The sequence below is a fragment of the Kitasatospora sp. NPDC041988 genome (assembly GCF_055588525.1).
This window is the reverse complement of sequence record NZ_JBVJCO010000001.1, coordinates 670,743-694,797: the sequence shown is the minus strand read 5'-3', so window position 1 is coordinate 694,797 and position 24,055 is coordinate 670,743. Positions and strand designations below refer to the sequence as shown.

The following is a 24,055-nucleotide window of genomic DNA, read 5'->3' as shown; positions in this document are numbered from 1 at the left end:
TGCCCACGCGCCACACACGCGTCCCGCTGCTCCACCCCGCCGGCGGGCGGGCCGCGTCACCGGTCGAGGCTCAGGACCGGTAGATCGTCTCGTCGTCGTCCTCGCCGTACAGCTCAACGGTGTAGGAGAGTCCGAGAGCCGCGAATGCCGACAGGAGATCGCCGATCCGTTCGGGAACCACGACACCGCCGAATCTCACGGGCGTCTTGGGGAACAGCTCCAGCTCGGCGTAGGTGTGTTCGACCTCGAACTCGGTCCAGCTGGACTTACGCACCCGCCACCCCGCCGCGTGGAAGGCCTGTGCGACGTCCAGGGCGGTCACCGCCGATGGGAGGAAGCCGTAGACGTTGTTACCAAGGCGCAGGTCGTACGCGTCCTGGTCGAATCGCGGGCCGGTGGTGCCACCAGAGGTGAATTGCATGGTGATCAGTATGGGCGGCGAACACCCCCGCCTCGTACGGGCCCGTCCGGGTACCGGGCCGACAGGTACCGATGGTGATCGCAGGCGACGGGCGTGGGCGGTGAGCGAAAGCTCATGGGCGGCCGCCTCGGGGGCCTCCTCGGCCTCCTGAACCGCCCAGCTGGGTGACCCGCGGGGCCGAGCGGCGCGTCAGTCCTGGTCGGTCGTGGCGGCACTGACACTCTGTCGGTCGATCGAGGGTCGGGCCGGCCGGGGCACCGGCGCCCCGACCGACGTGAGGAGCCGCCGATGATCCGGTTGCCCGTTCTCAGGCTGACGGCCGCCGTGATGGGCCTGATCGTCGGGCTCTCCGGATGCTCCAGCTCGGACTCCGGCAAGGGCGCCTCCGGCCCGCGGGCGAGCTCCTCGCCGCCGGCCGACGAGGTGGCCGCCAACGGCCCGCTGGTCGGGAACCCCGCGCTGGTCGCCGGCGAACAGTCCTGTGCCGCCGCGGAGGGCAACGCTCCGTGGTTCCCGACCATCGCCGCCTTCGAGGTGCACGACTCGAACCGGACGCACCTCTACGCGTGCGCGCACTTCGAGGGCGCCCCGTCGAACAACCAGGTCTTCGCTCACAGCTCGGAACAGGTCTATGCCACGCCGTACAACATCGTGGACCGCGGACCCAACGAGCTGTACGTCTACGGCGGTGGCTACGGCGACGACCCGGCCGCGTCCGGTTCGTTCGTCTCACGGGTGGAGCCCGGCACCTTCAACGAGGTCTGGCGGCGGGTGCTCATCAACACCAACGCGACCGACGAGTGGGACTACCCGGGCGTCCTCAACACCCTCGCGGACGGCAGCCTGGTCGTGATCTACGGCTATCACATCGCCAGGATCGACCCGGCGACCGGGAACGTCCTGACCGAGACCACGCTGCCCACCGGACAGTCGGCCCCGCGCGACACGGCCTACAACGGCTACGACGCGCTCCCCGACGGCACGATCGTGGCCAAGACGGTGAACCGGCAGCCCGGCTGCACCGAGCAGGGGTTCAGCGCCTTCCTCGACTGCCCCGACCCGACGGCGACGGCACCCTCGATCATGGTGGCGATCGATCCGAAGACCCTGCAGGTCATCTCGCACGTGACGCTGCCCGAGATGATGGGCGGCCGCATCACCACGACGACCTTCAACGGCAGCCAGGCGATCTACCTGCCCGGCGCGACCAAGCTCTACCGGTACACCTACCAGAACGGCGCCTTCGCCCCCGACTCCGGCTGGGGGCCGGTGTCCTACCTCCAGGACGGACAGACGGCGGCGTCGGCGATGGCGGTCATCAACGACCACGTCGTCGCGATGACCAACGGTGGGAAGCCGACCTCGACCCCCATGAGCGTCGTCGCGGTGTCCCAGGCGGACTCGACCAAGGTGGCGAGCGTCCAGCCGTTCGCGAGCAGCGGCGCCAAGCAGAGCTTCATTCCGTCCATGGTCTCGGTCGACCCGGAGAACGACCGCGTCTACGCGATGGACGCGGGAGCGGGCAAGCTGGCCGGGCTCGACCTGGCGAGCGGCACGCTGTCGGTGGCGTGGACCCAGGACCAGACGACGCTCAGCTTCACGACCCTGCTCGGCCCGAAGGACCAGCGCGTCCTGATCGGGACCGACATCCCGGTGAAGTTCTTCCAGGGGCTCAAGAAGTACGACACGGAACAGGTGGTCTGGCGCGACGCCCGCACCGGTACCGAGCTGGCCCGCTCGAGCCAGCTGCCGAAGATGACCCAGGGGATCCTGGTGACGCCGGGCTACGCCGGACTCCAGTACTTCCTGACGGCCGATGGGCATGTCGTCGGCCTCCAGGTCGCACCGAAACCCGCGTCGCCCTCGGCCTCGCCCGCGTCTCCCACGACCTCCGGCTCCCCCATGACCTCCGCCTCACCCACGACGTCGACGTCGCCCGGGCCGTCCGGGTCCTAGCCTGCTCTCACACCGGCCGCGCCCGGCTCGGCCACCGCGTCGCCGTGACGCCCGAGCCGGCGGCCGGTGCCCGGCGCCGGGGCCTGGCCGCCCCGGTGAAAGCGGTCGGCCCACGCGGTGGTCCATCGGGTCAGGGTCGTTTGGGGTGCCGTCGTTTGGGGTGCCGGTGCCGGCGGCGGCGGGAGATCTGCTGCCGGGTGGTCCGCCACCGCAGTCGCATCTGGCCCAGAACGTGGTCCCACTCCCGGCGGACTTCGTCGTCCGGCGGTCGCTCGCCCGCACGGATGCGGTCGAGTTCACCGCGCACCTCCCGTCCGAGTGCCGCGGACCCGACCACGACGACCATGGCGCAGAAGAGGCAGGAGAGGATCGCGAAGACGGCACCGACCGCGCCGTAGCGCGTGGCGTAGGAGCTGAAGAGGCGCGGCAGGTAGAACGTCGCCCCCATCGAACAGGCCGCCAGGAGGAGGGCGGAGATGACACCGAACGGGATGAGGTCCGTCAGGGCGATGCGTCTGGCGGAGAGCACCCGGCCGCTCCAGACCGAGAAGACCGCCGTGAGCGGCACCTCGGCCAGGGATGCCGCCACCTCCAGACGTCCGTGGCCGAGAACGGCGTGCAGCCACGAAACGGCCGCCGCGTACACCGGGAGGGCGAGCGCCCACCGCAGTCCGTTCGGTGTGTTGCGCACGCTGAGCGGGCGCAGCTCCCAGGTCTGCTCGAACATCCGCTGCATCGCCCGCGTGAAGCTCAGTACCGAGACCAGCAGGAACAACGTCCCCAGGATGCTCGCGCTCGCGCTGGTGCCGGTGGCGGAGGAGAAGACCTCGTTGACCGCCTCGGCCCCTCCTCCGGTGAGGCCGTAGCGGTCGATGATGCGGTTCGCGACGTCCTTGTCGCCCACACGGCTCAGGACGGAACTGCAGAGGATCGCCAGCGGGATGAGTGCCGTCAGGGCGCTGGAGGCGAGTGCCATCGCCCGGTCGAAGCCCACGACCTTCTGGAAGCGGTTGATGACGCGCAGCGCGAAGGCCGGGCGCAGCCAGAACGTCAGCGTTCTGATAAGACGCTCGCGGTTGATCGGTGCCGTCTCCCCTCACGACCGGCCGGCTCGTGACGGGCCGGCTCGTGACAGGCCGAGAGTAGCCCGGCGCCCCGGCATCCGACGGCTCCGACGCGGACGGGGGCCTGCCATCCGCGACAGGCTTCAGGGCGCCTTGAACAGCAGGGGAAACCGCAGGGCGAGCCAGGGCTTGCGACCCCAGGCGAGGATCTTGCCGCGGGCCAGTACGGCGATCGGGTTGCACCGGCCGAGGGCGATCAGCAGGAAGGTCACCGGCTCGGTGAGGATCGTGCAGTCGGGCCGGGTCGCGGGCTCGGGAGACACCTCGGCGACGCCGTCGCGGAAGGTCACCGTGAAGCGGGCTCCGCCCCGCACCCGCAGGTCGTAGCAGGCGGTGTGACCGGCGGCGGAACCGGCGTCGACCACCCGGGGCATGGCGGCCATCAGGAACGGCACGGTCAGTGCCACCCGGTGCCGGTCGACCATGTGCGACCGGCGCAGCGCGACGGCCAGGTCGTACCCGTGGCCGAGCATGTGGGTGAGGAGGTACGAGGCCAGTGTGGCGAGGTCCATCGGTCCGAGCGGGGTGAGTACCGGGGCTGACGCCGGCCGCTCGGCGCAGGCCTCGGTGAAGGCGCGGGCGTGCCGGACGATCGCCTCGGCGAGGACCGTCGCGTCGCGCTCGGGAAAGGCGGTCAGGGACGCCTCGTTGGCCGCGGCCAGGCTGTCCGGCGTCCCGTCCCCGTAGGTCCGCTGCTCGCCGGCGGCCAGAGCGGCCATCAGCTCGTTGGCCAGGGCGAGGTGGGCCGCCGCCTCGCCCACGGTCCACAGCGCGCCGGGGATCGGGAGGCCGGTGTCAGGGCGGTTGCGGAGCAGCGCCGCGGTGTCCTCGGCCACGCCGAGGACGGCGTCGAGGAGTGCGGTGCGCACGGAGTCCTGGGGGACCGGGGCAGACGTCATGGTGGTGGATCGTGGCCCAGTCCCGCCCGGCTGTCCAGAGTTCCGGCGGAACTGACTACCGGCGGGTAGGCCCGGTGGCCCCACCCGTGACCCCGCCGGCGAGGAGGGCATCGGCGCCGGTGACGGTGACGCCCAGGGCGCGGAACGCCTGCAGGGCGGCGGCGTGGCCGGCGGCGGAGAGGGCGGTGACGGCGTCCTCGACGACGGTGGCGGGGTGGCCGAGGGCCGCGCAGTGCGGACGGTCTCGCCGACGCCGTACTCGGTGGCGATGCCCGCGACGACGAGGGACGTGGCACGGTGGACGGACCGAGGACGGGGCGGAAGCCGGCCTCCTGGCAGGCGGGCATGACGAGGTCGACCAGGGCGGGATGGTTCGACCGCTCGGTGAGCCGCAGTGGCAGCTCGGCGAGCTCGGACAGATCAATCACGGGGTGCACGGCCTGCGGGTGCCGCGCGGGCAGGGCGAGGACCAACTCGTCCTGCCAGACCGGCAGGAAGCGCAGAGCGGGGTCGGACTCCGGGATCGCGCCCCGGACGAAGGCGGCGTCCAGCCGCCCGTCCGCGAGCCGGGCGAGCCGGTCCCCGACCGGGGCGGAGTGCAGCTCGACGCGGGTGCCGGGGGCGTGCTGCTGGTACGCGTCCAGGATGGCGTCGAGGCGTTCGCCGAGGCCGGTGACGGTTCCGAGCCGAAGCATGCCGGGCGAGGCAAGGCTCCACAGCGGGGTGATCAGCCAGTTCGAGGGGTACGAGCGGCTCGCCGAGCTCGACTGGGCGGCCTACCGCCGCCGCCGCTACCCCGACCTGCGCCGGCTCGACCGGCTCCTGGAGGCCGAGGGCGACACCGTCAACCGGTACCAGGCGTCGAATCTCCCGTCCGCCCTACGAAGGCTGGAACTGGAACTGCGCTACCGCGGCCACTGGGGCGTCGTCGTCACCACGGGCCACCGGGAGGTGACGGTGAGCCTCCGGGAGAGCCGGCAGGAGCCCGTCCGGGTCCGCCTCCGGGGCAGGTCGGCCATCGTGGCACCCGGCGAGACCCGCGTCTTCCGGCTCTGACCCAGGCCCTGGCCCCGGCCGGACACCACCGCGCCGACGCCCGGCCCCTCCCGCATCGACGACCTTGCGCGGGAAGGGCCGGCACCGCCGCAGGGCCCTGGGTCACGCCCCGCGCGACGGCCCGGCCACCGGTGGAGGCGTCAGGGCCGGTTACCGGCCAAGGTGGTGGACGAAGCGGTAGGTGTCGCGGTCGAGTTCGGTGACCTCGACACAGATCGCCGCCGGGACGGCGATGCGGGCCTGGAGAACAGTGAGCACCCGGGCGGTCAGTTCGGCCCGCTGCTCGGTGGTGCGGCCGGCCAGGATCTTGATCTGCGCCAGCACCAGGGCCTCACCGGTGCTCCCGTCGCCGACCGCGTACCGCGCGGCCGGGCGGAACAGGGTCTTGCAGTCCGCCACCTTGGTGTCGATCACCTCGGTGATGAGCTGGTGGACCTCCGCGGCGAGGCCCGCCTGGTCGAAGTCGAGTTCCGGCGAGTGGTCGATCAGGATCTGCGGCACGGGGGCCTCCTACAGGACGGGACGGGACCGGACAGCCGGTCCGGACCGGACGGACAGCCGGACGGGACCGGCCGAACGGCACGGACAGCCGGCCCCGACGGCACGGACGACATCCGCGACGTTATCGCGCGCCGCCGAGCGGGACCTCCTGGCGGCTGGCACCCCCCGCGGGCCGGTCACGCTCGCCTGCTTCTCCACCTTCGCCACCGTCCGCCCGGCCGTCATCGGCCGCGTTGGTGCGGCGGCGGTACAGCAGCACCAGGATCCCGGCCACCGCCAGGAACCCGGCCGCGCAGTCGGCGAAGAGCGAGAGCAGGTGGTAGGCGTGCTCGTCGAGTCCGATCGCGTCGGTCCACGACGCGGGGACGAACAGGCCCATGAGATGGCCCGCGAGGACGAAGTGGATGCCGTAGTGGAACATCGGCGAGGCGATCTTCAGCAGCCGGGACTCGTACACCAGGGCGTCTCGGTCGGGCCAGCAGAGGCACTCGGCGGCGGCCCTGCGCACCAGCGTGAGGCCGGTCGGCGGCGGGCGGCCTCGATCCAGTCGTGCGCGATGCCGTCCGTTCGGCGGCCCGGCGCACCTCCGGGTCCTCCGGGTCGAGGAAGACGTCCAGCTGTGCCTGGTACAGGTCCTGCTCGTCGGCCACCGAGGCGGCGGCGGTGACCCGGTCGGCGTCGTACAGCACGGCGCCGAGGTAGCGCAGCCGGCCTACGCAGGTCTCGGAGCAGACGGTGGGCAGGCCGACCTCGACGCGCGGGTAGCAGAAGGTGCACTTCTCGGCCTTGCCGGTGCGGCGGTCGGGGCCGGTGACCACTGGGTCGCGGGCGGGGCGATGGCCATCTCCGCCCTGACCGCCTCCAAGCTGCTCGCCTCCAGGGCCTGGTCGGAGACGGCGCACACGGCGCTGCGGACGACGACGCTCGTCCTGCTGGGGATCGGCCTCGGCTGGTACCTGGTGCCGGCCTGCTTCGAGGCGGCCCGCCCCCGCCTCCAATACGACCTCCGCCGCTGGTCCACGGTCTTCCCGCTGGGCATGACGGCCGTCGCCGCCCTCTCGACGGCGGCCGCGGCGCGGGTCTCGTGGCTGGACCCGCTCGGACGGGTGCTGCTCTGGATCGCGGCGGCGGTCTGGCTGCTGACGGCGTACGGGGCGGTCCGCCGGGTGGCCCGCGCCGCCGGTGAGGCCCGTATCGCGGGGGAACGGGTCTGACCCGGAAACACGGCCAGCCCGATGGGCACCGCCATCCTGACGAAGACCGCGTGCCGGACGGACACCGCCGTCTTGACGAACTCATGACACTGACGGACCATCATGCTGGCGCGCGCCGCAGTTCCTCCCCTGCTCCGTCCCTACGGACCCCCCACAGGAGGACAGTCATGCGACTGCCCCGCCGAGGGAAGCCCGCCGCGGTCACCGCCGTGCTGCTGGCCCTCGCACTCGCCTCGCCGCTCACCACGCGGGTCGCCGCCCAGCCGGTCGCCGGCGACACCGTCGCCGCGGCCGAAGCCGCGGGCGACACCGCCCGTCAGTACCTCCTCGACGGCCCCCGCACGGTCGCCGAACGCAGCGCCGTCGCCGCCACCGGCGCCTCCGTCGACGCCGTCCGGCCAGACTCTGTGGTGGTCACCGCCACGCCCGCCGAACTCGCCCGCCTGCGCGCGCTCGGCTGGTCCCCCACCGCGCTGCCGGGGCCCCGGTACGGCGTCGAGGACGGCCGGGAGAGCACGGCCGCAGGCCTGTACGACTTCCCGCCCGCCGACTCCGGGTACCACAACTACACCGAGGCCGCCGCCGACATCGACGCCGTCGTCACCGCGCACCCCGACATCATGAGCAAGCGCGTGATCGGCACCTCCTACGAGGGCCGCCCGATCGTTGCCGTCAAGATCAGCGACAACGTCGGCACCGACGAGAACGAGCCCGAGGTGCTGTTCACCGCCCACCAGCACGCGCGCGAGCACCTCACCGTCGAGATGGCGCTCTACCTGCTGCACGAGTTCGGCGACAAGTACGCCACCGACAGCCGGATCGCCAACGCCGTCAACAGCCGCGAGATCTGGGTGATCCCCGACCTCAACCCGGACGGCGGCGAGTACGACATCGCCACCGGCCGCTACCGCAGCTGGCGCAAGGACCGCCAGCCCAACGCCGGCAGCCGCAACGTCGGCACCGACCTGAACCGCAACTGGGACTACAAGTGGGGCTGCTGCGGCGGCTCCTCCGGCTCCACCTCCAGCGAGACCTACCGGGGCGCCGCGCCCGAGTCCGCCAAGGAGACCAAGGTGGTCGCCGACTTCGTCCGCTCCCGGGTGTTGGGCGGCAAGCAGCAGATCACCGCGGCCATCGACTTCCACACCTACAGCGAGCTGGTGCTCTGGCCGTTCGGCTGGACCACCGCGGACACGGCCACCGGGATGACCGCCGACGAGGCCAACACCTTCGCCACCCTCGGCCGGAGCATGGCCGGCACCAACGGCTACACGCCCGAACAGTCCAGCGACCTCTACATCACCGACGGCGCGATCGACGACTGGCTGTGGGGCGCGCAGCGGATCTTCGCCTACACCTTCGAGATGTATCCGGGCCCGAACGGCAACAGCGGCTTCTACCCGCCGGACGAGGTGATCGGACGGGAGACCAGCCGCAACCGCGAGGCCGTGCTCCGGCTGGTGGAGACCGCCGACTGCATGTTCCGGGTGATTGGCAAGCAGCAGCAGTACTGCGGCATCACCACCTGAGCTCCCGGCCCCCCGACAGCCCGGCCCCGCCCGTCCGGCGAGCCGCCGCATCCCACGCGGCGGCGTCGCCGACGGGGTCCGCCCGGTCCGCGACACGCGGGCAGGAACGTCCCTGCGCTCTGTACCCGCCGGTCCCCGGTGCAATGGACCGGACGCGGCGCACCGTCGAAAGGGGTTTCCGGATGGAGGCAGGGACTGCGGAGCCGGGGCCCGTCCGGGTGCTGGACGTCTCCGGCGCCGCCTACCGTCGTGCCTTCGAGCTGTTCCTCGCCGGCACCGACGAGAAGCTCCGTACCCACGCCCGGCTGGACCAGGTCGTCGCCGGGCTGGAGCATCGCCGGGTGTTGCTGGACGTGGGCGCGGGCGAGGGCCGGACCACCGCACACCTGGGGCGGTTCTTCGAACGGACGGTGGCCGTCGAGCCCAGTGCCGCGATGCGCGAAAGGCTGCGCCTGGCCTGTCCCGACGCCCTGGTCCTGCCGGAGCCGATCGACGAGGCGCAGCCGCCCGGGCCGGCGGACCTGGTCCACCTCTCGCACGTGCTCTACTACGTGCCGGAGGAGGACTGGCTGCGCACGGTCGGCACGGTCCTCGGTTGGACGGCGCCCGGCGGCACCCTGGTGGTGATGCTCCAGAACCCGGACAGCCCGTGCATGCGGATGGCCGAGCACTTCACCGGGGTCCGTTACGACCTGCGGCCGCTGGCCGACCGCCTGCGCGAGCGGGAGCCTGCGCACGAGTACGCGCTGGAGACGCTCGACCTCCGCTACCGGGCCGACCGCCTGGAGGAGGCGGTGGACGTCGCCGAGTTCATGGTGAACGTGGCCGACCTGGCCACCATGGACCCGCGGCCGGACCGCGCCGAGCTGACCGCCTACGTCCGGCGTCACTTCGCCCGGCCGGACGGCTCGTTCGTCATCGGCCACACCCAGGACATGCTGACCGTCCGGCGGGCTCGGCCAGCCGGGTGAGGCTCGCGCGGTGAGGCGGTCGGTCGGCTGAAGTCCCGGCCCCCGCCTGACCTTTACCCTCCTGGCGACAGCCGTCTGCCGGGAGCCGTGCTCGCTCCCCCACGGCGTGCGCCCCCGAGTGGTCCCTGGCAGGTCAATCCGCAGCCGCGCAACGCCCGGCACGCGACCCGGCTCTTCCGACAGGCCGCGAACAGGTGAAGCATGTCACGGCCTCGCCCCGTCCCCCCACCGGGTCGGAGCAGGTAGGTTCCTGCGTCCAAGGGGAGGACACTCCCCCTTGGACGCAGATCCCACCGTCAACAACTCCTCCGACGAGAGAGGCACGATTGACATCCTCCCGGCGCTGAAGCGCGGGGATTCCTGGCTCACTTCGCCTGGCACCTAGCAGGTGGCAGGGCTTCCAAGATCAGCACCAGCCGGGTTGAGACCAGCCCGGACGAGCATCACGCGGGCGGAGTTCTTGTCCCGTAGGGACGAGACTCCGCATGCGGTGCACGTGTAGGTCCTTTCGGAAAGGGGAAGTGCGTGCTTGGCTCTTGCTCCGCAGGGTGCGCAGTCCATCGTGGTGTGCGCGGGGTGGACAAGGTGCACGGTCCGCCCGTGCTTGCGGGCCATCTCGATCAGCGCGGTCTTGGTCGCGCCGGTCGCCGCGTCGGCCGCCTTGCGGGCCATGGTGGTCCTGGCAAGGAACGTCGGCCGGAAGTCCTCGACCGCGATGTGGTCGTGGTCCCGCACCACGGACTTCGCCCACTTGCAGCCGGTGTCCTGCCGCTGCCGGGCGATCTTCCTGGACACCCTCGCGGCCTGTCTACGGGCCTTTCCGTACCCCTTGGTGTCCGGCCCTTCGCCTTGATGTCCTTGAGTGCCTTCGCGCGGGACTTGGCGAAGTCCCGGATGGTCTGCTGCTGCGGCACCGAAGCGCCCTCACGGAGCCACGCCATCGACTGGCGGGCCCCGGTCAGCATCCTGTCGAGCTGTGCGGGCCCGCACGTGGTCTTCCCGCCGGTGGCCTTGTTGTCCAAATGCACCTTGCGGGACACGGCCACACACTCGTTCCACACCCAACGGCACCGGCCCCACTCGGCATCGAGCCGGGCGAGCGCGGTGGACGACACGCGAAGACGGTAGGTGTACCGGGCATACCCGGTGTCCTCCACAACCTGTCGCGCCGTCATGTCGGGCAACCTACAGCCACCCACTGACAACGGAAGAAAGCAAAGGTCACAGCAGGTGAGCAAAGCGCTCCGCCGCTACGCGGCCCCGAGTCAAGGACCCATTCCTCCCCGGCCTGAAGGCCGGAGCCTCCTGGGAGAAGTCAGGTGATGTCTGCACAGGACGCCACGCACCACCCCCCGCAGCGCATCGGTGTGGTCGCCGAGTCGGCCACCGGGGAGACCCGCGTCGCCGCGACACCGTCGACGGTACGCGCGCTGCTCGCGCTCGGCTACGAGGTCGTCGTCGAGTCCGAGGCGGGCGCGGCCTCCGGCTTCACCGACGAGGCCTACGCCGAGTCCGGCGCGCACATCGGGGACGCCTGGACAGCCGACATCGTCCTGAAGGTCAACGCCCCGTCGACCGGGGAGATCACCCGGCTGCGTGACGGATCGACGCTGGTCGGCCTGCTCGCTCCGGCGCAGCGGCCCGAACTGCTGGAGGCGCTCTCGTCGCGTCCGGTCACCGCGTTGGCGTTGGACGCGGTGCCACGGATCTCGCGTGCGCAGTCGATGGACGTGCTCAGCTCGATGGCAAACATCGCCGGGTACCGGGCCGTGATCGAGGCGGCGCACGTGTTCGGCCGCTTCTTCACCGGCCAGGTGACGGCCGCGGGCAAGGTCCCCCCGGCGAAGGTCCTCGTGGCCGGTGCCGGCGTGGCCGGGCTCGCCGCCATCGGCGCCGCCTCCAGCCTGGGGGCGATCGTCCGCGCGACCGACCCCCGGCCGGAAGTCGCCGACCAGGTACGGTCGTTGCGCGGGGAGTACCTCGCCGTGAACGTTGCCCAGGAGGCAGGCACCGACGGCTACGCCAAGGCGACCTCCGCCGACTACGACCGTGCCGCGGCCGAGCTCTACCACGAGCAGGCCAAGGACGTGGACATCATCGTCACCACCGCGCTGATCCCCGGGCGGCCCGCCCCGCGCCTGCTCACCGCCGCGGACGTGGCGGTGATGAAGCCCGGCAGCGTCATCGTCGACATGGCGGCCGTCCAGGGCGGCAACGTCGAGGGCACCGTTGCGGGTCGAACGGTGGTCACCGGCAACGGCGTCACCATCATCGGCTTCACCGATCTCGCGTCCCGCCTGCCCGCGCAGGCGTCACAGCTGTTCGGCACCAACCTGGTCAACCTGCTCAAGTTGCTGACGCCCGGCAAGGACGGGCAGTTGGTCATCGACTCCGACGACGTCGTCCAGCGCGCGGTGACCGTGGTCCGGGCCGGCGAGGTCACCTGGCCGCCACCGCCCGTGGCCGTCTCGGCCGCTCCCGCCGCGCAGCCCGCCGCGCAGCCCGCCGCCGCTCCCGCGGTCGCGGAGCCGAAGCCGCCCCGGCTCACCCCGGCGGCCCGCTTCGGCCTGATCGGCCTCGGCCTGCTGGCGATGTTCGCGCTGGTCGCCTTCGCCCCCGCACAACTCGCCCAGAACTTCACGGTGTTCGCGCTGGCGGTGGTCATCGGCTACTACGTCATCGGCAAGGTCCACCACGCCCTGCACACCCCGCTGATGTCGGTGACCAACGCGATCTCAGGGATCGTGGTGATCGGCGCCCTGCTGCAGATCGGGCACCGGAGCGCGCTCGTCACCGCGCTGTCGTTCGTGGCGATCCTGCTGACGAGCGTGAACATCTTCGGCGGCTTCGCCGTCACCCGTCGCATGCTGAGCATGTTCTCGACGTCCCCCGAAAGGCGCTGAGCCCGATGACTTCCACGACGGCCGCCCACGCCGCGGACCTGGTCGCCGCCCTGCTGTTCATCCTCAGTCTGGCGGGGCTGTCCCAGCACCGCACCTCCCGCGCCGGCGTCGGCTACGGCATCGCCGGGATGGCCCTCGCCCTGGTCGCCACCGTCGTGGTGGCGTCCCGGAGCATCACCGCCGGCGCGGTCGCCCTGATCGTCGTCGCGATGGCGCTGGGCGGCGCGATCGGCCTGTGGCGGGCACGGCAGGTCGAGATGACCCAGATGCCGGAGCTCATCGCCGTCCTGCACAGCTTCGTCGGCCTCGCCGCGGTGCTGGTCGGCTGGAACAGCTACCTGGAGGTCGAGTCGCGGGGCTCGGCTCAGGACGCCGTCCCGGCCGACCTGCTGGGCATCCACCACGCCGAGGTGTTCATCGGCATCTTCATCGGAGCGGTCACCTTCACCGGCTCCATCGTCGCCTTCCTCAAGCTGTCCGGTCGGATCGCCTCGCGCCCGCTGGTGCTGCCCGGCAAGAACGGGCTGAACCTGGGCGCGCTCGCCGCGTTCGTGGCGCTGACGATCTGGTTCACCGTCAGCCCCGGCCTCGGCCTGATGATCGCGGTCACCGTGCTCGCACTCGCGCTGGGCTGGCACCTGGTCGCCTCGATCGGCGGCGGCGACATGCCGGTCGTCGTCTCCATGCTCAACAGCTACTCCGGCTGGGCCGCGGCGGCCGCCGGGTTCCTCCTCGACAACAACCTGCTCATCGTCACCGGCGCGCTGGTCGGCTCCTCGGGTGCCTACCTGTCCTTCATCATGTGCAAGGCGATGAACCGCTCGTTCCTCTCCGTCATCGCCGGTGGCTTCGGCATCGAAGCCCCCTCGGGCGGGGAGGAGGAGCAGGGCGAGCACCGCGAGGTCCGCGCCGAGGAGGCGGCACGTCAGCTCGCGCAGGCCCGGTCCGTCGTCATCACCCCCGGCTACGGCATGGCGGTGGCGCAGGCGCAGCACCCGGTCGCCGAACTCACCCGCCGGCTGCGCGAGCGCGGCGTCGACGTCCGCTTCGGCGTCCACCCCGTCGCCGGACGCCTGCCCGGTCACATGAACGTGCTGCTCGCCGAGGCGAAGGTGCCCTACGACATCGTCCTGGAGATGGACGAGATCAACGACGACTTCACCGACACCTCCGTGGTTCTCGTCATCGGCGCCAACGACACCGTCAACCCGGCCGCCACCGACGACCCTTCCAGCCCCATCGCCGGCATGCCGGTACTGCGGGTCTGGGAGGCGGAGCAGGTGATCGTGTTCAAGCGGTCCATGGCCTCCGGCTACGCCGGGGTCCAGAACCCGCTGTTCTTCCGCGAGAACAGCGGCATGCTCTTCGGCGACGCCAAGCAGAGCGTCGAGGAGATCCTTCACTTCCTCGACGCCGTCGACCGGGGCCACCAGGCACCGGCCGCCCGGCCGACCACGGCGGGCGACCGGGCCGCCGTGTAGAGCGGCAGCCGTGAGAGTCGGCCGGGCCCGCATCCGGCCGACCGTCCGGCTCGTCGAGGCCGGGGGCTCCTGCGAACCGCGCCTACAGATCCGCTCCGGCCTGGTCGGGGCGGATCGTCGGCTGTTGGCGTCCCCGCCGCCACCCGCACCGGGTCACTGCGGCTGCCGGACTCCCCCGTCTCCCAGCGACGTGCCCGCGGTCCGGCTCGCCTGCTGCACTCCCCTGCTCCGTCTCACGCGGGCGACGACGGCGGCGCGATCGTCGCGGCCACCGCCTCCCGTGCGGCCGCGAGCAGGGTCGTCGGGTCCGTCCGAGTGCCGAGCCAGGCGAGGTGCCCGTCAGGGCGGACCAGGGCGGCGCCGACCCCCGACCAGCCGGGCCGGTCCTCCACGGGCGGCGCGCCGTACACGTCGAGGCCGGGCCGGACATCGTGGGCCAGCGGCGCGAGCGTCGGGCCCGGCCGGCCGCCGACTTCGAGGAGGACGTAGCGGCCCTGCCGCAGCAGCGGGAACAGCGTGCCCGATCCGCTCACCTTCAGGTCCGGAGCGCGGGAGCCGGTCAGCGAGTGGGCCCCGGCGGGATCGGCGGGCGGGTAGGTGACGGCGAGCCCGGCGGCCCTGACGGCCAGCGCCGCGGAGAACTCCCCGACCTCGGTGATGAGTTCGCCCATGAGCTCGCGCAGGGCCAGCGCCTCGGGCGTGTAGGTGGTCATCAGGCCGGTCTGTGCGCGGGTGCTGCGCAGCAGCTCGACGCCGACCGGGTGGCGCTCGGCGTGGTAGGTGTCGAGCAGGCCGGCCGGGGCGGTGCCGGCCAGCGTCTGGGCGAGCTTCCAGCCGAGGTTGGAGGCGTCGTGGAGTCCGACGTTGAGGCCCGGGCCGCCGGAGGGGAAGTGCATGTGGGCGGCGTCGCCGGCGAGCAGCACCCGGCCGCTGCGGTAGCGGTCGGCCTGGCGGGTGGCGTTGCCGAAGACCGAGGACCAGCGCGGGTCCCGCATGCCGAAGTCGGTGCCGGTGATCCGGAGCACCCGGGCGCGCAGTTCCCCGAGGGTGAGGGGCGTGGGTCGCCGGCGGACGCTCGTCGCGTCGTTGCCGACCACCCGGTGGATCCCGCCGGGCAGGGGGAAGACCATTACGGCGCCGTGCTCGTTGAAGGTCGAGGCACGGCTGGGCGGGTTGTCGAGGACGAGGTCCGCCATCCAGGCCCAGCAGGTCGCGTCCGTGCCGGGGTAGTCGATTCCGGCGGCCGTCCGCACGGTGCTGCGCGTGCCGTCGCAGCCGACCAGGTAGGCCGCCCGCACCTGCCGCGGGCCGTCCGGCGACTCGACCTCGACGGTCACCGCGTCGCCGTCCTGGATCAGGCCGGTCACCCGGTGTCGGCGCAGTAGGCGCACGCCGGCCGAGCGGGCGTGCGCGGCCAGCAGCGCTTCGGTGCGGGCCTGCGGGAGGACGAGGGTGAACGGGTACGGCGTGTCCAACCCGGTGAAGTCCATCCGGGAGGGCAGCCCGGCGAAGTGGCCGCTGGGTACCCGCAGTCCCTCGACGAGGAAGGGTTCCGCCAGGCCCCGGCAGGCCAGCAGTTCCAGGCTGCGCGGGTGGAGCGTCAGGGCCCGTGAGTGAGGGTCGGGTTCGGCCCGGCTCTCCAGCACCGTGACCTCGACCCCGTACAACCGCAGCTCGGCTGCGAGCCAGAGCCCGACCGGGCCGGCTCCGGCGATGACTACCTCGTGCATGACCACACCCCTCTCTTGGTCACTGACCAATTCAGTGAGCCCCAGTAGACTAGGTCAGTGACCAAGAATCAACCCCCGGCGTCCACGCGGACGCGGCTGGACCCGGACGCAGTGGTGCGGGCCGCCCTGGAGCTGCTCGACGAGAAGGGCGCCGACGCCGTGTCCCTGCGCGGCACCGCGGAACGCCTCGGCGTGCGCATGAACACCGTCCTCTGGCACGCCAAGACCAAGGCCCGCCTGCTGGAGCTGATGGCCGAGGCGATCGTCGGCGAACTCCCGCTGACGGACCTGCCCGAGCCGTGGGAGGAACGGGTACGCGAGCTGGCCCGCCGCTACCGGCGCTGCCTGCTCGGCCACCGCGACGGGGCGGCCATCGTGGCCGGCACCTACGCGGCGGAGCCCGCGACCCTCGCCTTCGCCGATGTCACCGTCGAAGCCCTCCTCGCCGGCGGCCTCGACGAACGCCAAGCGGTCTGGGCGTTGTGGACCATCCAGTACCTCGTCCTGGGCCTCACCCAGGAGGAACAGGCCCTCGCCGCGTCCGGCGGGGAACACACCCTCGGCCCGGCACTCGCCCCGGGTGCCTACCCCTCCCTCAGCCGGGTGGCCGGCCACCTGGAGGACACCGCGTTCGACGAGCGCTTCGAGTACGGGCTCTCGCTCGTCCTGCGCTCGCTCGGGACCGCACCCGACTCCCGGCCACCCGGCCACGCCGGCCCCGCCCACCCCGGCAGGTGAACACCGCCCACCCAAGCGCGGGGCCGGAGCCGACGGCAACGGCGGCGGCACCCGGTGCCGGCACCTGCGGTGGTGCGGGTGGCCTCGGGCCTCGCCACGCGCTCACCGCGCCGGTGGGCGGGCCGTCACCGCCGGGGTTGCCGGCGGCGGCCCGGTCCCCGGTCGCCGCCACCGGGGAGAGCAGGTCGGATCGTCACCGTGCAAGACGGAGTCAGATGGTGGCCGCGTCGATGACGAAGCGGTAGCGGACGTCGCTGACGAGGACCCGCTCGTAGGCGTCGTTGATCTCGTCCGCGCGGATCAGCTCGATCTCGGCGCCCACCTGGTGCTCGGCGCAGAAGTCCAGCATCTCCTGGGTCTCGGCGATGCCGCCGATGCCCGAGCTGCTCAGGCTGCGGCGATTGCCGGACATCTTCTGGAGCTCGATCTGCACCGGCTCCTCCGGGAGTCCGAGGTTCACCATGGTCCCGTCCGTGCGCAGCAACGACATGTAGGCGGCGAAGTCGAGCGGGGCGGAGACGGTGTTGAGGATGAGGTCGTACCTGCCTGCCGCGTCCTGGAAGGTCTTCGGGTCGCTGGTGGCGTAGTAGTGGTCGGCGCCCAGCCTCAGGCCGTCGTCCTTCTTGCGCAGGGACTGCGACAGGACGGTGACCTCGGCACCGAGCGCGTGGGCGATCTTCACGCCCACGTGGCCGAGACCGCCGAGACCGATGACGGCGACCCTCTTGCCGGGGCCAGCGTGCCAGTGCCGCAGCGGTGAGTAGGTGGTGATGCCGGCGCACATCAGCGGGGCGGCCACGTCCAGGGAGAGGCCCTCCGGGATGTGCACGACGTAGTTCTCGTCGACGACGACCTTCTGCGAGTAGCCGCCGAAGGTGGGCCGCCCGTCCCTGCCCACGGCGTTGTACGTCCAGACCGGGCCCTTGGCGCAGTACTGCTCCAGGCCCGCCTTGCAGTCGTCGCACTCGCGGCAGGTCTCGACCATGCAGCCGACGCCCACCCGGTCGCCGACCTCGAACTTCGTCACGCCGGGGCCGGTCCCGGAGACGACGCCCGCGATCTCGTGGCCGGGCACCATCGGGAAGATCGCCTTGCCCCATCCCTCGCGGGCCTGGTGGATGTCGGAGTGGCAGATGCCGACGAACTTGATGTCGATCAGTACGTCGCGCTCCCCGACCGCGCGACGCTCGATGGTCGTCCGTTCCAGCGGGGCCTTCGCGGCGGGCGCGGCGTAGGCGGCAACAGTGGTCATGGCAGGGGTTCTCCTGGAGGCAGGCGACGAACGCACTGAGTTGGGAGGCGCCGTGGTCGGGCTCCCTCCCGTGGCAAGGGGCGGCCGGTGCCGCCGGGGCCCGTGCGGGTGCAGCGGGGTATCAGGGGATGCGGGTGCCGGCTACGCAGCCGCGGCGCGGGGGGCCGTACTGCGCCGGCCGGAGGCCCGCACCGTCCGGGCGCCACGCACGGGCCGCCGCGGCGGGGCGCCGTCGCCCTGCCGCGGCGGCCCGGGTCTCAGCCCGTGATCGGACGCAGCGCGTCGGTGATCATCGCCGCCATGCCGGAGGCACCGTTGTAGGAGCCGACGGTGGCGTCGTTGCCGGCGTTGATGATGTCGTCCCCGCCGACCTGGTTGCGGTCGCCGACGATGATCGTGTCGTAGTTGCCGCCCGCGGCCTGGGCGGCATCCACGGCGCCGCCCGCCACGGTGCCCGAACCGTTGTGGGAACCGACGGTGGCGTCGTTGCCGGCGTTGATGAGGTCGTAGCCGGCGACCTGGTTGTCGTTGCCGACGATCACCGTCCCGTGGTTGCCGCCGGAGACGACGTCTGCGCTTGCGACGGTCGGCACGGCGACGATTCCGACGGCGGCGAGCAGGGCCGGCATCCACGTGGCGCGACACTTCATGGAGATTCTCCGCTTCTGTCAGTAAATATCCCTGGATGGGCGAGGGCGACAGTAGGCGCGCTCCCGGAGTGTCGGGCCGTGTTCCGCCGGTCGGCGGCGTGTCGGGCCGGCACAGCGCCGGCGCCGGGCGCCTACCGTGGGCGGATGACTGATCGTCGGGCCGGGCGGACCGCCGCCGGCCAGGCGGGCTACCTCGGGGCGGCCGCCGCCTTCGCCGTCTGCATGGCGGGCACCACCCTGCCCACTCCGCTGTACGGGCTCTACCAGGAGGAGCTCGGCTTCTCCGAACTCATGGTGACGGTCGTGTTCGCCGTCTACGCCTTCGGCGTCATCGGTGTCCTGCTGCTGGTCGGCAACGTCTCCGACTCCGTCGGACGCCGGCCCGTCCTGCTCTGCGGACTGGCACTGGCGGCCTGCAGCGCCGTCGCCTTCCTCGCCGAGGGGGGCCTGCCGCTGCTCTGCCTGGGCCGCCTGCTGTCCGGCCTGTCGGCAGGCCTGTTCACCGGCACCGCCACCGCGTACGTACTGGAGCTCGCCCCGCCCGCGCGCCGGGCCCGTGCCGGCTTCGTCGCGACCGCCGCCAACATGGGCGGCCTGGGCTGCGGACTGCTGCTGTCGGGACTGCTCGCCGAGTACGCGCCCGATCCCCTGGTCCTGCCGTTCGTCGTGCACCTGGTGCTGCTCGCCGCGTCGTTCACGGTCACCTGGTTCCTGCCGGAGACGGTCGCCGGGGCCCGCCCGCTGCGCACCGCCCGTCCGCAGCGGCCCTCCCTTCCGGCGGAGGTCCGCGGGGTGTTCGTCCCGGCGGGGATCGCCGCCTTCGCCGGCTTCTCCCTGCTCGGTGTGTTCACCTCGGTCAGCCCCGCCTTCCTCGCCGAGAGCCTGGACGTCCACAACCACGCAGTCGTCGGCCTCATCGTCTTCGCGGCCTTCTTCGCCTCCACCCTCGGCCAGCTCCTGGTGCCCCGGCTGGGCACCGCGCGGGCGATCCCGCTGGGCTGCCTGGTGCTCATCGCCGGCCTGGCCCTGCTGGCCGCCTCGCTCGCGTGGACCAGCCTGCCGCCGCTGGTGCTCAGCGCCCTGGTGGGCGGCGCGGGCCAGGGCATGGGCCTGCGCGGAGCGGTGGGCGAGGTAGCAGCCGCCGCTCCCGCCGAACACCGCGGCGGCGCCCTCTCGCTGCTCTTCGTGGTCGCCTACTTCGGCATCTCGATCCCGGTCATCGGGGTGGGCCTGCTCGGCGAGCCGCTCGGCCTGGCCGATGCCGGCCTGGTGTTCACGGCCTGCATGGCCGTCCTCGCCGCCGCCTCCGGGACCTACCTGCTGTACCGGGCCCGCACGGGAGCCACGCCCCGGGTGGAGGTCGACGACCGTCCGAGCAGCCGTGGCAGGGTGGACTGATGACGACGCACCGCGACCACTCACCTGACCCCCAAGCCGCCGGCCTCACCCCGTGGTCGGACACCACGGCGGCCCACAGCGACCTCCTCGCGGCGAAGACGCTCGTCTACGACCCCTGCGGCTTCATCTGCTCGCAGCCGGTTCCCGAAGCCGAGAGTGCCGCCTACGCCGCCCACGAGTTCACGCTCGACGGCCGCTCCGTCCGGTTCCGCGCGGCCAGGACGACCCCCACCAAGGTCGGACAGTTCGTCACCGTATGGAAGAGGTCGCCGGGTGGGCCCATCCAGCCCTTCGACACCACGGACCCCGTCGACCTCTTCGTCATCAGCACCCGCGACCGTCACCACTTCGGCCAGTTCGTCTTCCCCATGGACGCGCTCCGCCGGCACGGTGTCGTGTCGACGGACGGTGCCGGAGGGAAACGGGCCTTCCGCGTCTACCCGCCCTGGGTGACCACCACCAACCGCCAGGCCGGCAGCGCGCAGGCCTGGCAGCTGGACCACTTCCTACCCCTGCACGAGGGCGAGCCCGTCGACTCCGCCCGTGCCCACGGGCTCTACCACCCGTAGGACGGCGCCGGCACCACCACTGGACCGTCCGGCCCCGGGCCGTCCCGGTGCGGCCGGACCCCTGTCAGTCGTCGTACCGGGCCTGGGTCGGCCCCGGGCCGGGGCCGGACGGTGTCGGCCGGCTCAGAATCCGTGGCCGGCGGCGCCTCCGCGCAGCAGGGCGAACGCCTCGGCCGTCTCGGCGGCGGCCTTCCGCGCGACGTCGCCGATGTCCAGCCCCTCGGCGAGCCTGGTCCAGGTGGAGCGGGCGAGGACCTGGCGCACCGCCGAGTACTGGGCGGCGACCAGCCGGGCGGCCACGTTCCCGTCCGGGTCCAGCGCCTCGGTGAGCGCGCGGGTGTCGGCGTCGAGATAGTCGAGGAGGTGGGCGGAGAGGCTGGGGGTCTCGTAGACCAGCCGGAGGAAGGCCAGCACCTCGGGGTCGTCGGTCAGCCCGGTGCTGGGGTCGCGGGCCGCCAGACGATCCAGGTGGTGGCGTTCGAGGGCGTCAAGCGGGGTGACCCCGGGCTCGCGGGCGCGAACGACCCGCGCGGCCTCGCCGAGGTGGTCGGCGAAGCGGTGCAGGACCAGTTCCTCCTTGCTTCCGAAGTAGCGGAAGAGGGTGGGCTTGGAAACCTCGGCGGCGGCGGCGATCTCGGCCACCGAGACCTGGTCGAACCCCCGGTCGAGGAACAGGGCGATGGCCACGTCGGCGATGGTCTGCCGGGTGCGCTGCTTCTTGAGGGTCCGCAGACCCGTGTCTGGCTCGCTCGGACTCATGCCCTGATCATAACCCGGAGACATTTGTTACTCGGTTTCTTTTCTTACCTGGTTGCCATTCTTACTCGGTTGCTGTTCCATGGTGTGTACCGACAAGCCGGAAGGGCGGACACACACATGACGACCGTGGTGATCGTGGGGGCGGGGCCGACCGGACTGACCCTGGCGTGCGGACTGGCGCGGCAGGGCGTCGCGGTCCGTGTCATCGAGAGGGCAGCCGCATTCCACACCGGCTCGCGCGGCAAGACGCTCAACCCGCGCAGCCTGGAGGTCCTCGCCGACCTGGGCCTCGGCGAGCGGCTGGCGGCCGCGGGCCGCACCCACCTGCCGTTCCGCAAGTACTTCGCCGGCGAGTTCGTCAACGAGACCGAACCCTTCGCCGGCGCCCGCCCCAGCGCCGCCGTCCCGTACCCGGCGAGCCTGTGGCTGCCGCAGACGCGGGTGGAGCGCCTGCTGCGCGAGCGGCTCGCCGAGTACGGGGTGACGGTCGAACTCGCCACCGAACTCGTGGACTTCACCCAGAACGGCGACGGAGTGGAGGTGCGTCTCGCCGACGGCGGTCGGATCTCCGCCGAGTACCTGGTCGCCTGCGACGGCGGCCGCTCGACGGTGCGCAAGCTGCTGGGCATACCGTTCGTCGGGCACGGCGACCCGGAGCCGGTGATGGTCTGCGGCGACGTCGAGGTCGAGGGGCTGGATCCGGGCGCCTGGCACCAGTGGTTCGGGCCGCAGGGCGCGTTCATGCTCTGCCCGTTCGAGGGCACCCGCCGCTGGCAGCTGCAGGCAAGCCCGGAGACGGACGCCGACGGCCGGACGGTCGCCCCGTCACTGGAGAGCTTCCAGCGGCTGGCCGCACTGCACACCGGCCGCCAGGACCTCAGGCTCACCGATGCCACCTGGCTCTCCACCTGGCGGGTCAACGTCCGGATGGCCGAGCAGTACCGCCAGGGGCGGGTCTTCCTGGCCGGCGACTGCGCGCACGTCCACCCCACCGCGGGCGGGCTCGGCATGAACACCGGAATCCAGGACGCCTGGAACCTCGCGTGGAAACTCGGCTACGTGGTGCGCGGTCTCGCCGCACCCGCCCTGCTGGACACCTACCAGGAGGAACGCCTGCCGATCGCCGCCTGGACCCTCGACGTCACCACCGCCGGCATGGCCGCCGTCACCGAGGGCATCAGCACCCCCGGCATCGGCGTCGAAGCCGGCCGGGTCGGCGACCTCACCGGCCTCTCGCTCGGCTACCGGTGGAGCCGGCTCGCCACCGGACGCGCTGACGGCACGCTCCAGGCCGGCGACCGGGCACCGGACGCCCTCTGCCCCGGCCCCGGCCCCGACGGCGAGCCGGCCCGGCTCTTCGAGCACTTCTCCGGCGACCACTTCACGCTGCTCGGCTTCGGTCCGGGCGCCCGCCCCGCACTCACCGAACTGCCCGGCCACGTCCGGCCGGTAGCGCTCGACGACCCCGACGGCGAAGCCCGCCGGGCCTACGGAATCACCGGCGACGCCCTCGTCCTCGTCCGGCCGGACAACCACGTCGCCCTCGTCGCCCCGGCAGCCGCCCGCGAGGAGGTGCTCACGTACCTGGCAGCCCTGAAGTAGCCGTGGCGGACGGCTCAGGGCCGTCCCGCAATTGATCTTCGACGGCGGCAGGCGAGTCTCGCCCAGCGGTGGCAGACCGGACTACGCAGCCTGGAGGAGGTTGTGGACGTGGGCGATGCCGAGCATGGCGTGGTGGACGCCATCGCCCTTGAGGCGGCAGTCGCGCAGGATCTTCCAGGTCTTCATCCGGGCCAAGACGTGCTCGACGCGGGCGCGTTCGACCTGCTCGGTGACCTGCTCCATGAACCAGCGCATGATCTCGCAGGGGATGACGCGCTCGTCATGGCTGTGGATGTGGACGTTCGGCTCCAGAGTCGGATCCTCGTCGGGGACGAACGCCGCCAGGAAGGCAACTCCGGGCAGGTGACTCATGGCGATCGGGATCCCGGCCCACGCGGCCGGCACGGGTACGGCCTCGCTCAGTTCCACGGCCCAGGCGTTGTCGAACGACGGGCGGACATGAGGGCTCCCTGAGGGCGGGGGACGATCTTCGGCGGGCAGACACTAGGGCAAGGAAGCCTTACCTAACAACGTTTCGCGCCGTCAGATCTCGACTCCGCATCGAAGTGGCCACGCTTCGGGGTTCGCGGGCCGATTCGGGGCTTCCCGGATTGACCAAGGAATCAACAAGTAGGTAAGCCTTACCTGATTTTTACGTCACCCGTTTGGAGGCCCCGTGCCCGCTCTGCCCTCGGAGCCATCCGTTTCCGTTCTCACCACGCCCGCGTGGCCCAGTGGCGCCTCCGACCGACCGGTGAGCCTGCACGACGGGTGGTGGACGGTGGCCGCCGCGGCCCTGGCGGCCTGCGCCGGCCTGACGGCGTGCACGTGGATCGCGGCGCACATCAACGTCGACCCGGCTCTGCACACGGCGGCTCTCTTCGTCCACCTGGCCTCGCTCGTCCTCGGCTTCGGCGCGGTCCTCGTTGCCGACTACTACGGCCTGCTCTGGATGACCCGGCGGTGCAGCCTGCACGAGACCCTCGGTGCCACCGCGCGCCTTCACCTGCCGATCTGGGCCGGGCTCGGCGGGCTCATCGTCAGCGGCGTGATGCTGGAGCCCGACCTGTCCTCCCCCATCACCTGCGTCAAGCTCGCCCTGGTCCTCCTCCTCACCGTCAACGGCCTCCAGGCCGGGCTCCTGAACAGACGCATGGCCGAGCACGGACCCACCCCGCTCACCCCGCGCCTGCTGGCCTGGGGCGCCACCACCGCGCTCGTCTCCCAGATCTGCTGGTGGGGCGCCGTCGTGATCGGCTTCCTCAACAGCCAGCACTGACGGGGCGGCGCCGGCACGGCGGT

General features: G+C 72.1%; 19 protein-coding genes and 6 pseudogenes. 12 read left to right on the top strand and 13 right to left on the bottom strand.

Annotation, left to right across the window (positions count from 1 at the left end):
- Window positions 1-70: 70 nt before the first annotated feature.
- Window positions 71-421, bottom strand: a complete 351-nt coding sequence (locus tag ACZ6NC_RS02905; protein ID WP_465728261.1) for a hypothetical protein — start codon at window positions 419-421, stop codon at window positions 71-73.
- 288 nt (window positions 422-709) lie between these two features.
- Between ACZ6NC_RS02905 and ACZ6NC_RS02900 the strand changes: the two genes are divergently transcribed.
- Window positions 710-2,377, top strand: coding sequence for a hypothetical protein (locus ACZ6NC_RS02900; RefSeq protein WP_465728259.1), 1,668 nt, complete (start codon window positions 710-712; stop codon window positions 2,375-2,377).
- A gap of 130 nt (window positions 2,378-2,507) precedes the next feature.
- Here the strand turns inward: ACZ6NC_RS02900 and ACZ6NC_RS02895 are convergent, their stop codons facing one another.
- The 3 genes from ACZ6NC_RS02895 to ACZ6NC_RS02885 all read right to left on the bottom strand — a co-directional run bounded on the left by ACZ6NC_RS02895 (window position 2,508) and on the right by ACZ6NC_RS02885 (window position 5,095).
- Entirely contained in the window at window positions 2,508-3,353 is an 846-nt protein-coding gene (locus ACZ6NC_RS02895) for a YhjD/YihY/BrkB family envelope integrity protein (protein ID WP_465728257.1), read from the bottom strand.
- Window positions 3,354-3,584: 231 nt separating this feature from the next.
- Window positions 3,585-4,400 (bottom strand): maleylpyruvate isomerase family mycothiol-dependent enzyme, encoded by an 816-nt coding sequence (locus ACZ6NC_RS02890; protein ID WP_465728255.1) that lies wholly within the window; start codon window positions 4,398-4,400, stop codon window positions 3,585-3,587.
- Entirely contained in the window at window positions 4,397-5,095 is a 699-nt protein-coding gene (locus tag ACZ6NC_RS02885; RefSeq protein WP_465728253.1) for a LysR family substrate-binding domain-containing protein, read from the bottom strand. The genes ACZ6NC_RS02890 and ACZ6NC_RS02885 overlap by 4 nt, the downstream gene beginning before the upstream one ends.
- A gap of 19 nt (window positions 5,096-5,114) precedes the next feature.
- On the opposite strand from ACZ6NC_RS02885, the pseudogene ACZ6NC_RS02880 reads away from it, so the two are divergent.
- Window positions 5,115-5,456 (top strand): annotated as a pseudogene (locus ACZ6NC_RS02880) (glycosyl hydrolase family 65 domain-containing protein); the annotation flags it as partial.
- Between the two features lie 150 nt (window positions 5,457-5,606).
- On the opposite strand, the gene ACZ6NC_RS02875 reads toward ACZ6NC_RS02880, so the two are convergent.
- The 3 genes and pseudogenes from ACZ6NC_RS02875 to ACZ6NC_RS02865 form a co-directional block, all read right to left on the bottom strand.
- Complete coding sequence (locus tag ACZ6NC_RS02875) at window positions 5,607-5,957, bottom strand: 5-carboxymethyl-2-hydroxymuconate Delta-isomerase (protein WP_396320391.1); 351 nt, start codon at window positions 5,955-5,957, stop codon at window positions 5,607-5,609.
- A gap of 229 nt (window positions 5,958-6,186) precedes the next feature.
- Window positions 6,187-6,468 (bottom strand): annotated as a pseudogene (locus ACZ6NC_RS02870) (respiratory nitrate reductase subunit gamma); the annotation flags it as partial.
- An 8-nt stretch (window positions 6,469-6,476) separates the two neighbouring features.
- A pseudogene (locus tag ACZ6NC_RS02865) lies at window positions 6,477-6,760 on the bottom strand (4Fe-4S dicluster domain-containing protein); the annotation flags it as partial.
- A 27-nt stretch (window positions 6,761-6,787) separates the two neighbouring features.
- Here ACZ6NC_RS02865 and ACZ6NC_RS02860 point away from each other — a divergent pair.
- The 3 genes and pseudogenes from ACZ6NC_RS02860 to ACZ6NC_RS02850 all read left to right on the top strand — a co-directional run.
- Window positions 6,788-7,171, top strand: a pseudogene (locus ACZ6NC_RS02860) (SLAC1 family transporter); the annotation flags it as partial.
- A gap of 167 nt (window positions 7,172-7,338) precedes the next feature.
- The gene (locus ACZ6NC_RS02855) at window positions 7,339-8,700 is read left to right on the top strand and encodes a M14 family metallopeptidase (RefSeq protein ID WP_465728251.1); all 1,362 of its coding nucleotides are present in this window, start codon (window positions 7,339-7,341) and stop codon (window positions 8,698-8,700) included.
- Window positions 8,701-8,882: 182 nt separating this feature from the next.
- Entirely contained in the window at window positions 8,883-9,671 is a 789-nt protein-coding gene (locus ACZ6NC_RS02850) for a class I SAM-dependent methyltransferase (RefSeq protein WP_465728249.1), read from the top strand.
- Between the two features lie 381 nt (window positions 9,672-10,052).
- On the opposite strand, the pseudogene ACZ6NC_RS02845 reads toward ACZ6NC_RS02850, so the two are convergent.
- Window positions 10,053-10,846 (bottom strand): annotated as a pseudogene (locus ACZ6NC_RS02845) (RNA-guided endonuclease TnpB family protein).
- Window positions 10,847-10,993: 147 nt separating this feature from the next.
- Between ACZ6NC_RS02845 and ACZ6NC_RS02840 the strand changes: the two are divergent.
- Together ACZ6NC_RS02840 and pntB are read left to right on the top strand one after the other, a co-directional pair.
- Window positions 10,994-12,574, top strand: a complete 1,581-nt coding sequence (locus ACZ6NC_RS02840) for a Re/Si-specific NAD(P)(+) transhydrogenase subunit alpha (protein ID WP_465728247.1) — start codon at window positions 10,994-10,996, stop codon at window positions 12,572-12,574.
- Between the two features lie 5 nt (window positions 12,575-12,579).
- Entirely contained in the window at window positions 12,580-14,055 is a 1,476-nt protein-coding gene (gene pntB / locus ACZ6NC_RS02835; protein ID WP_465728245.1) for a Re/Si-specific NAD(P)(+) transhydrogenase subunit beta, read from the top strand.
- A gap of 233 nt (window positions 14,056-14,288) precedes the next feature.
- On the opposite strand, the gene ACZ6NC_RS02830 is transcribed toward pntB, so the two are convergent.
- Window positions 14,289-15,785: an FAD-dependent monooxygenase gene (locus ACZ6NC_RS02830; RefSeq protein WP_465728243.1), complete on the bottom strand. Its 1,497-nt coding sequence runs from the start codon at window positions 15,783-15,785 to the stop codon at window positions 14,289-14,291.
- A 57-nt stretch (window positions 15,786-15,842) separates the two neighbouring features.
- Here ACZ6NC_RS02830 and ACZ6NC_RS02825 point away from each other — a divergent pair, with 57 nt between their 5' ends.
- Complete coding sequence (locus tag ACZ6NC_RS02825) at window positions 15,843-16,523, top strand: TetR/AcrR family transcriptional regulator C-terminal domain-containing protein (protein ID WP_465728241.1); 681 nt, start codon at window positions 15,843-15,845, stop codon at window positions 16,521-16,523.
- A gap of 211 nt (window positions 16,524-16,734) precedes the next feature.
- Here ACZ6NC_RS02825 and ACZ6NC_RS02820 read toward each other — a convergent pair whose 3' ends face one another.
- Window positions 16,735-17,775, bottom strand: coding sequence for an NAD(P)-dependent alcohol dehydrogenase (locus ACZ6NC_RS02820; RefSeq protein ID WP_465728239.1), 1,041 nt, complete (start codon window positions 17,773-17,775; stop codon window positions 16,735-16,737).
- A gap of 257 nt (window positions 17,776-18,032) precedes the next feature.
- Entirely contained in the window at window positions 18,033-18,425 is a 393-nt protein-coding gene (locus ACZ6NC_RS02815) for a hypothetical protein (protein WP_465728237.1), read from the bottom strand.
- Window positions 18,426-18,569: 144 nt separating this feature from the next.
- On the opposite strand from ACZ6NC_RS02815, the gene ACZ6NC_RS02810 reads away from it, so the two are divergent.
- Both ACZ6NC_RS02810 and ACZ6NC_RS02805 read left to right on the top strand, forming a co-directional pair.
- Window positions 18,570-19,823, top strand: coding sequence for an MFS transporter (locus ACZ6NC_RS02810; RefSeq protein WP_465728235.1), 1,254 nt, complete (start codon window positions 18,570-18,572; stop codon window positions 19,821-19,823).
- Window positions 19,823-20,392, top strand: a complete 570-nt coding sequence (locus ACZ6NC_RS02805) for a MepB family protein (protein ID WP_465728233.1) — start codon at window positions 19,823-19,825, stop codon at window positions 20,390-20,392. Before ACZ6NC_RS02810 ends, ACZ6NC_RS02805 begins: the two co-directional genes overlap by 1 nt.
- A 123-nt stretch (window positions 20,393-20,515) precedes the next feature.
- Here the strand turns inward: ACZ6NC_RS02805 and ACZ6NC_RS02800 are convergent, their stop codons facing one another.
- Window positions 20,516-21,151, bottom strand: a complete 636-nt coding sequence (locus ACZ6NC_RS02800) for a TetR family transcriptional regulator (RefSeq protein WP_465728231.1) — start codon at window positions 21,149-21,151, stop codon at window positions 20,516-20,518.
- A gap of 117 nt (window positions 21,152-21,268) precedes the next feature.
- On the opposite strand from ACZ6NC_RS02800, the gene ACZ6NC_RS02795 reads away from it, so the two are divergent.
- Window positions 21,269-22,753, top strand: a complete 1,485-nt coding sequence (locus ACZ6NC_RS02795) for an FAD-dependent monooxygenase (RefSeq protein ID WP_465728229.1) — start codon at window positions 21,269-21,271, stop codon at window positions 22,751-22,753.
- Between the two features lie 81 nt (window positions 22,754-22,834).
- On the opposite strand, the pseudogene ACZ6NC_RS02790 reads toward ACZ6NC_RS02795, so the two are convergent.
- Window positions 22,835-22,969, bottom strand: a pseudogene (locus tag ACZ6NC_RS02790) (transposase); the annotation flags it as partial.
- Window positions 22,970-23,507: 538 nt separating this feature from the next.
- Between ACZ6NC_RS02790 and ACZ6NC_RS02785 the strand changes: the two are divergent.
- Window positions 23,508-24,032, top strand: a complete 525-nt coding sequence (locus ACZ6NC_RS02785) for a hypothetical protein (protein WP_465728227.1) — start codon at window positions 23,508-23,510, stop codon at window positions 24,030-24,032.
- Window positions 24,033-24,055: the final 23 nt, after the last annotated feature.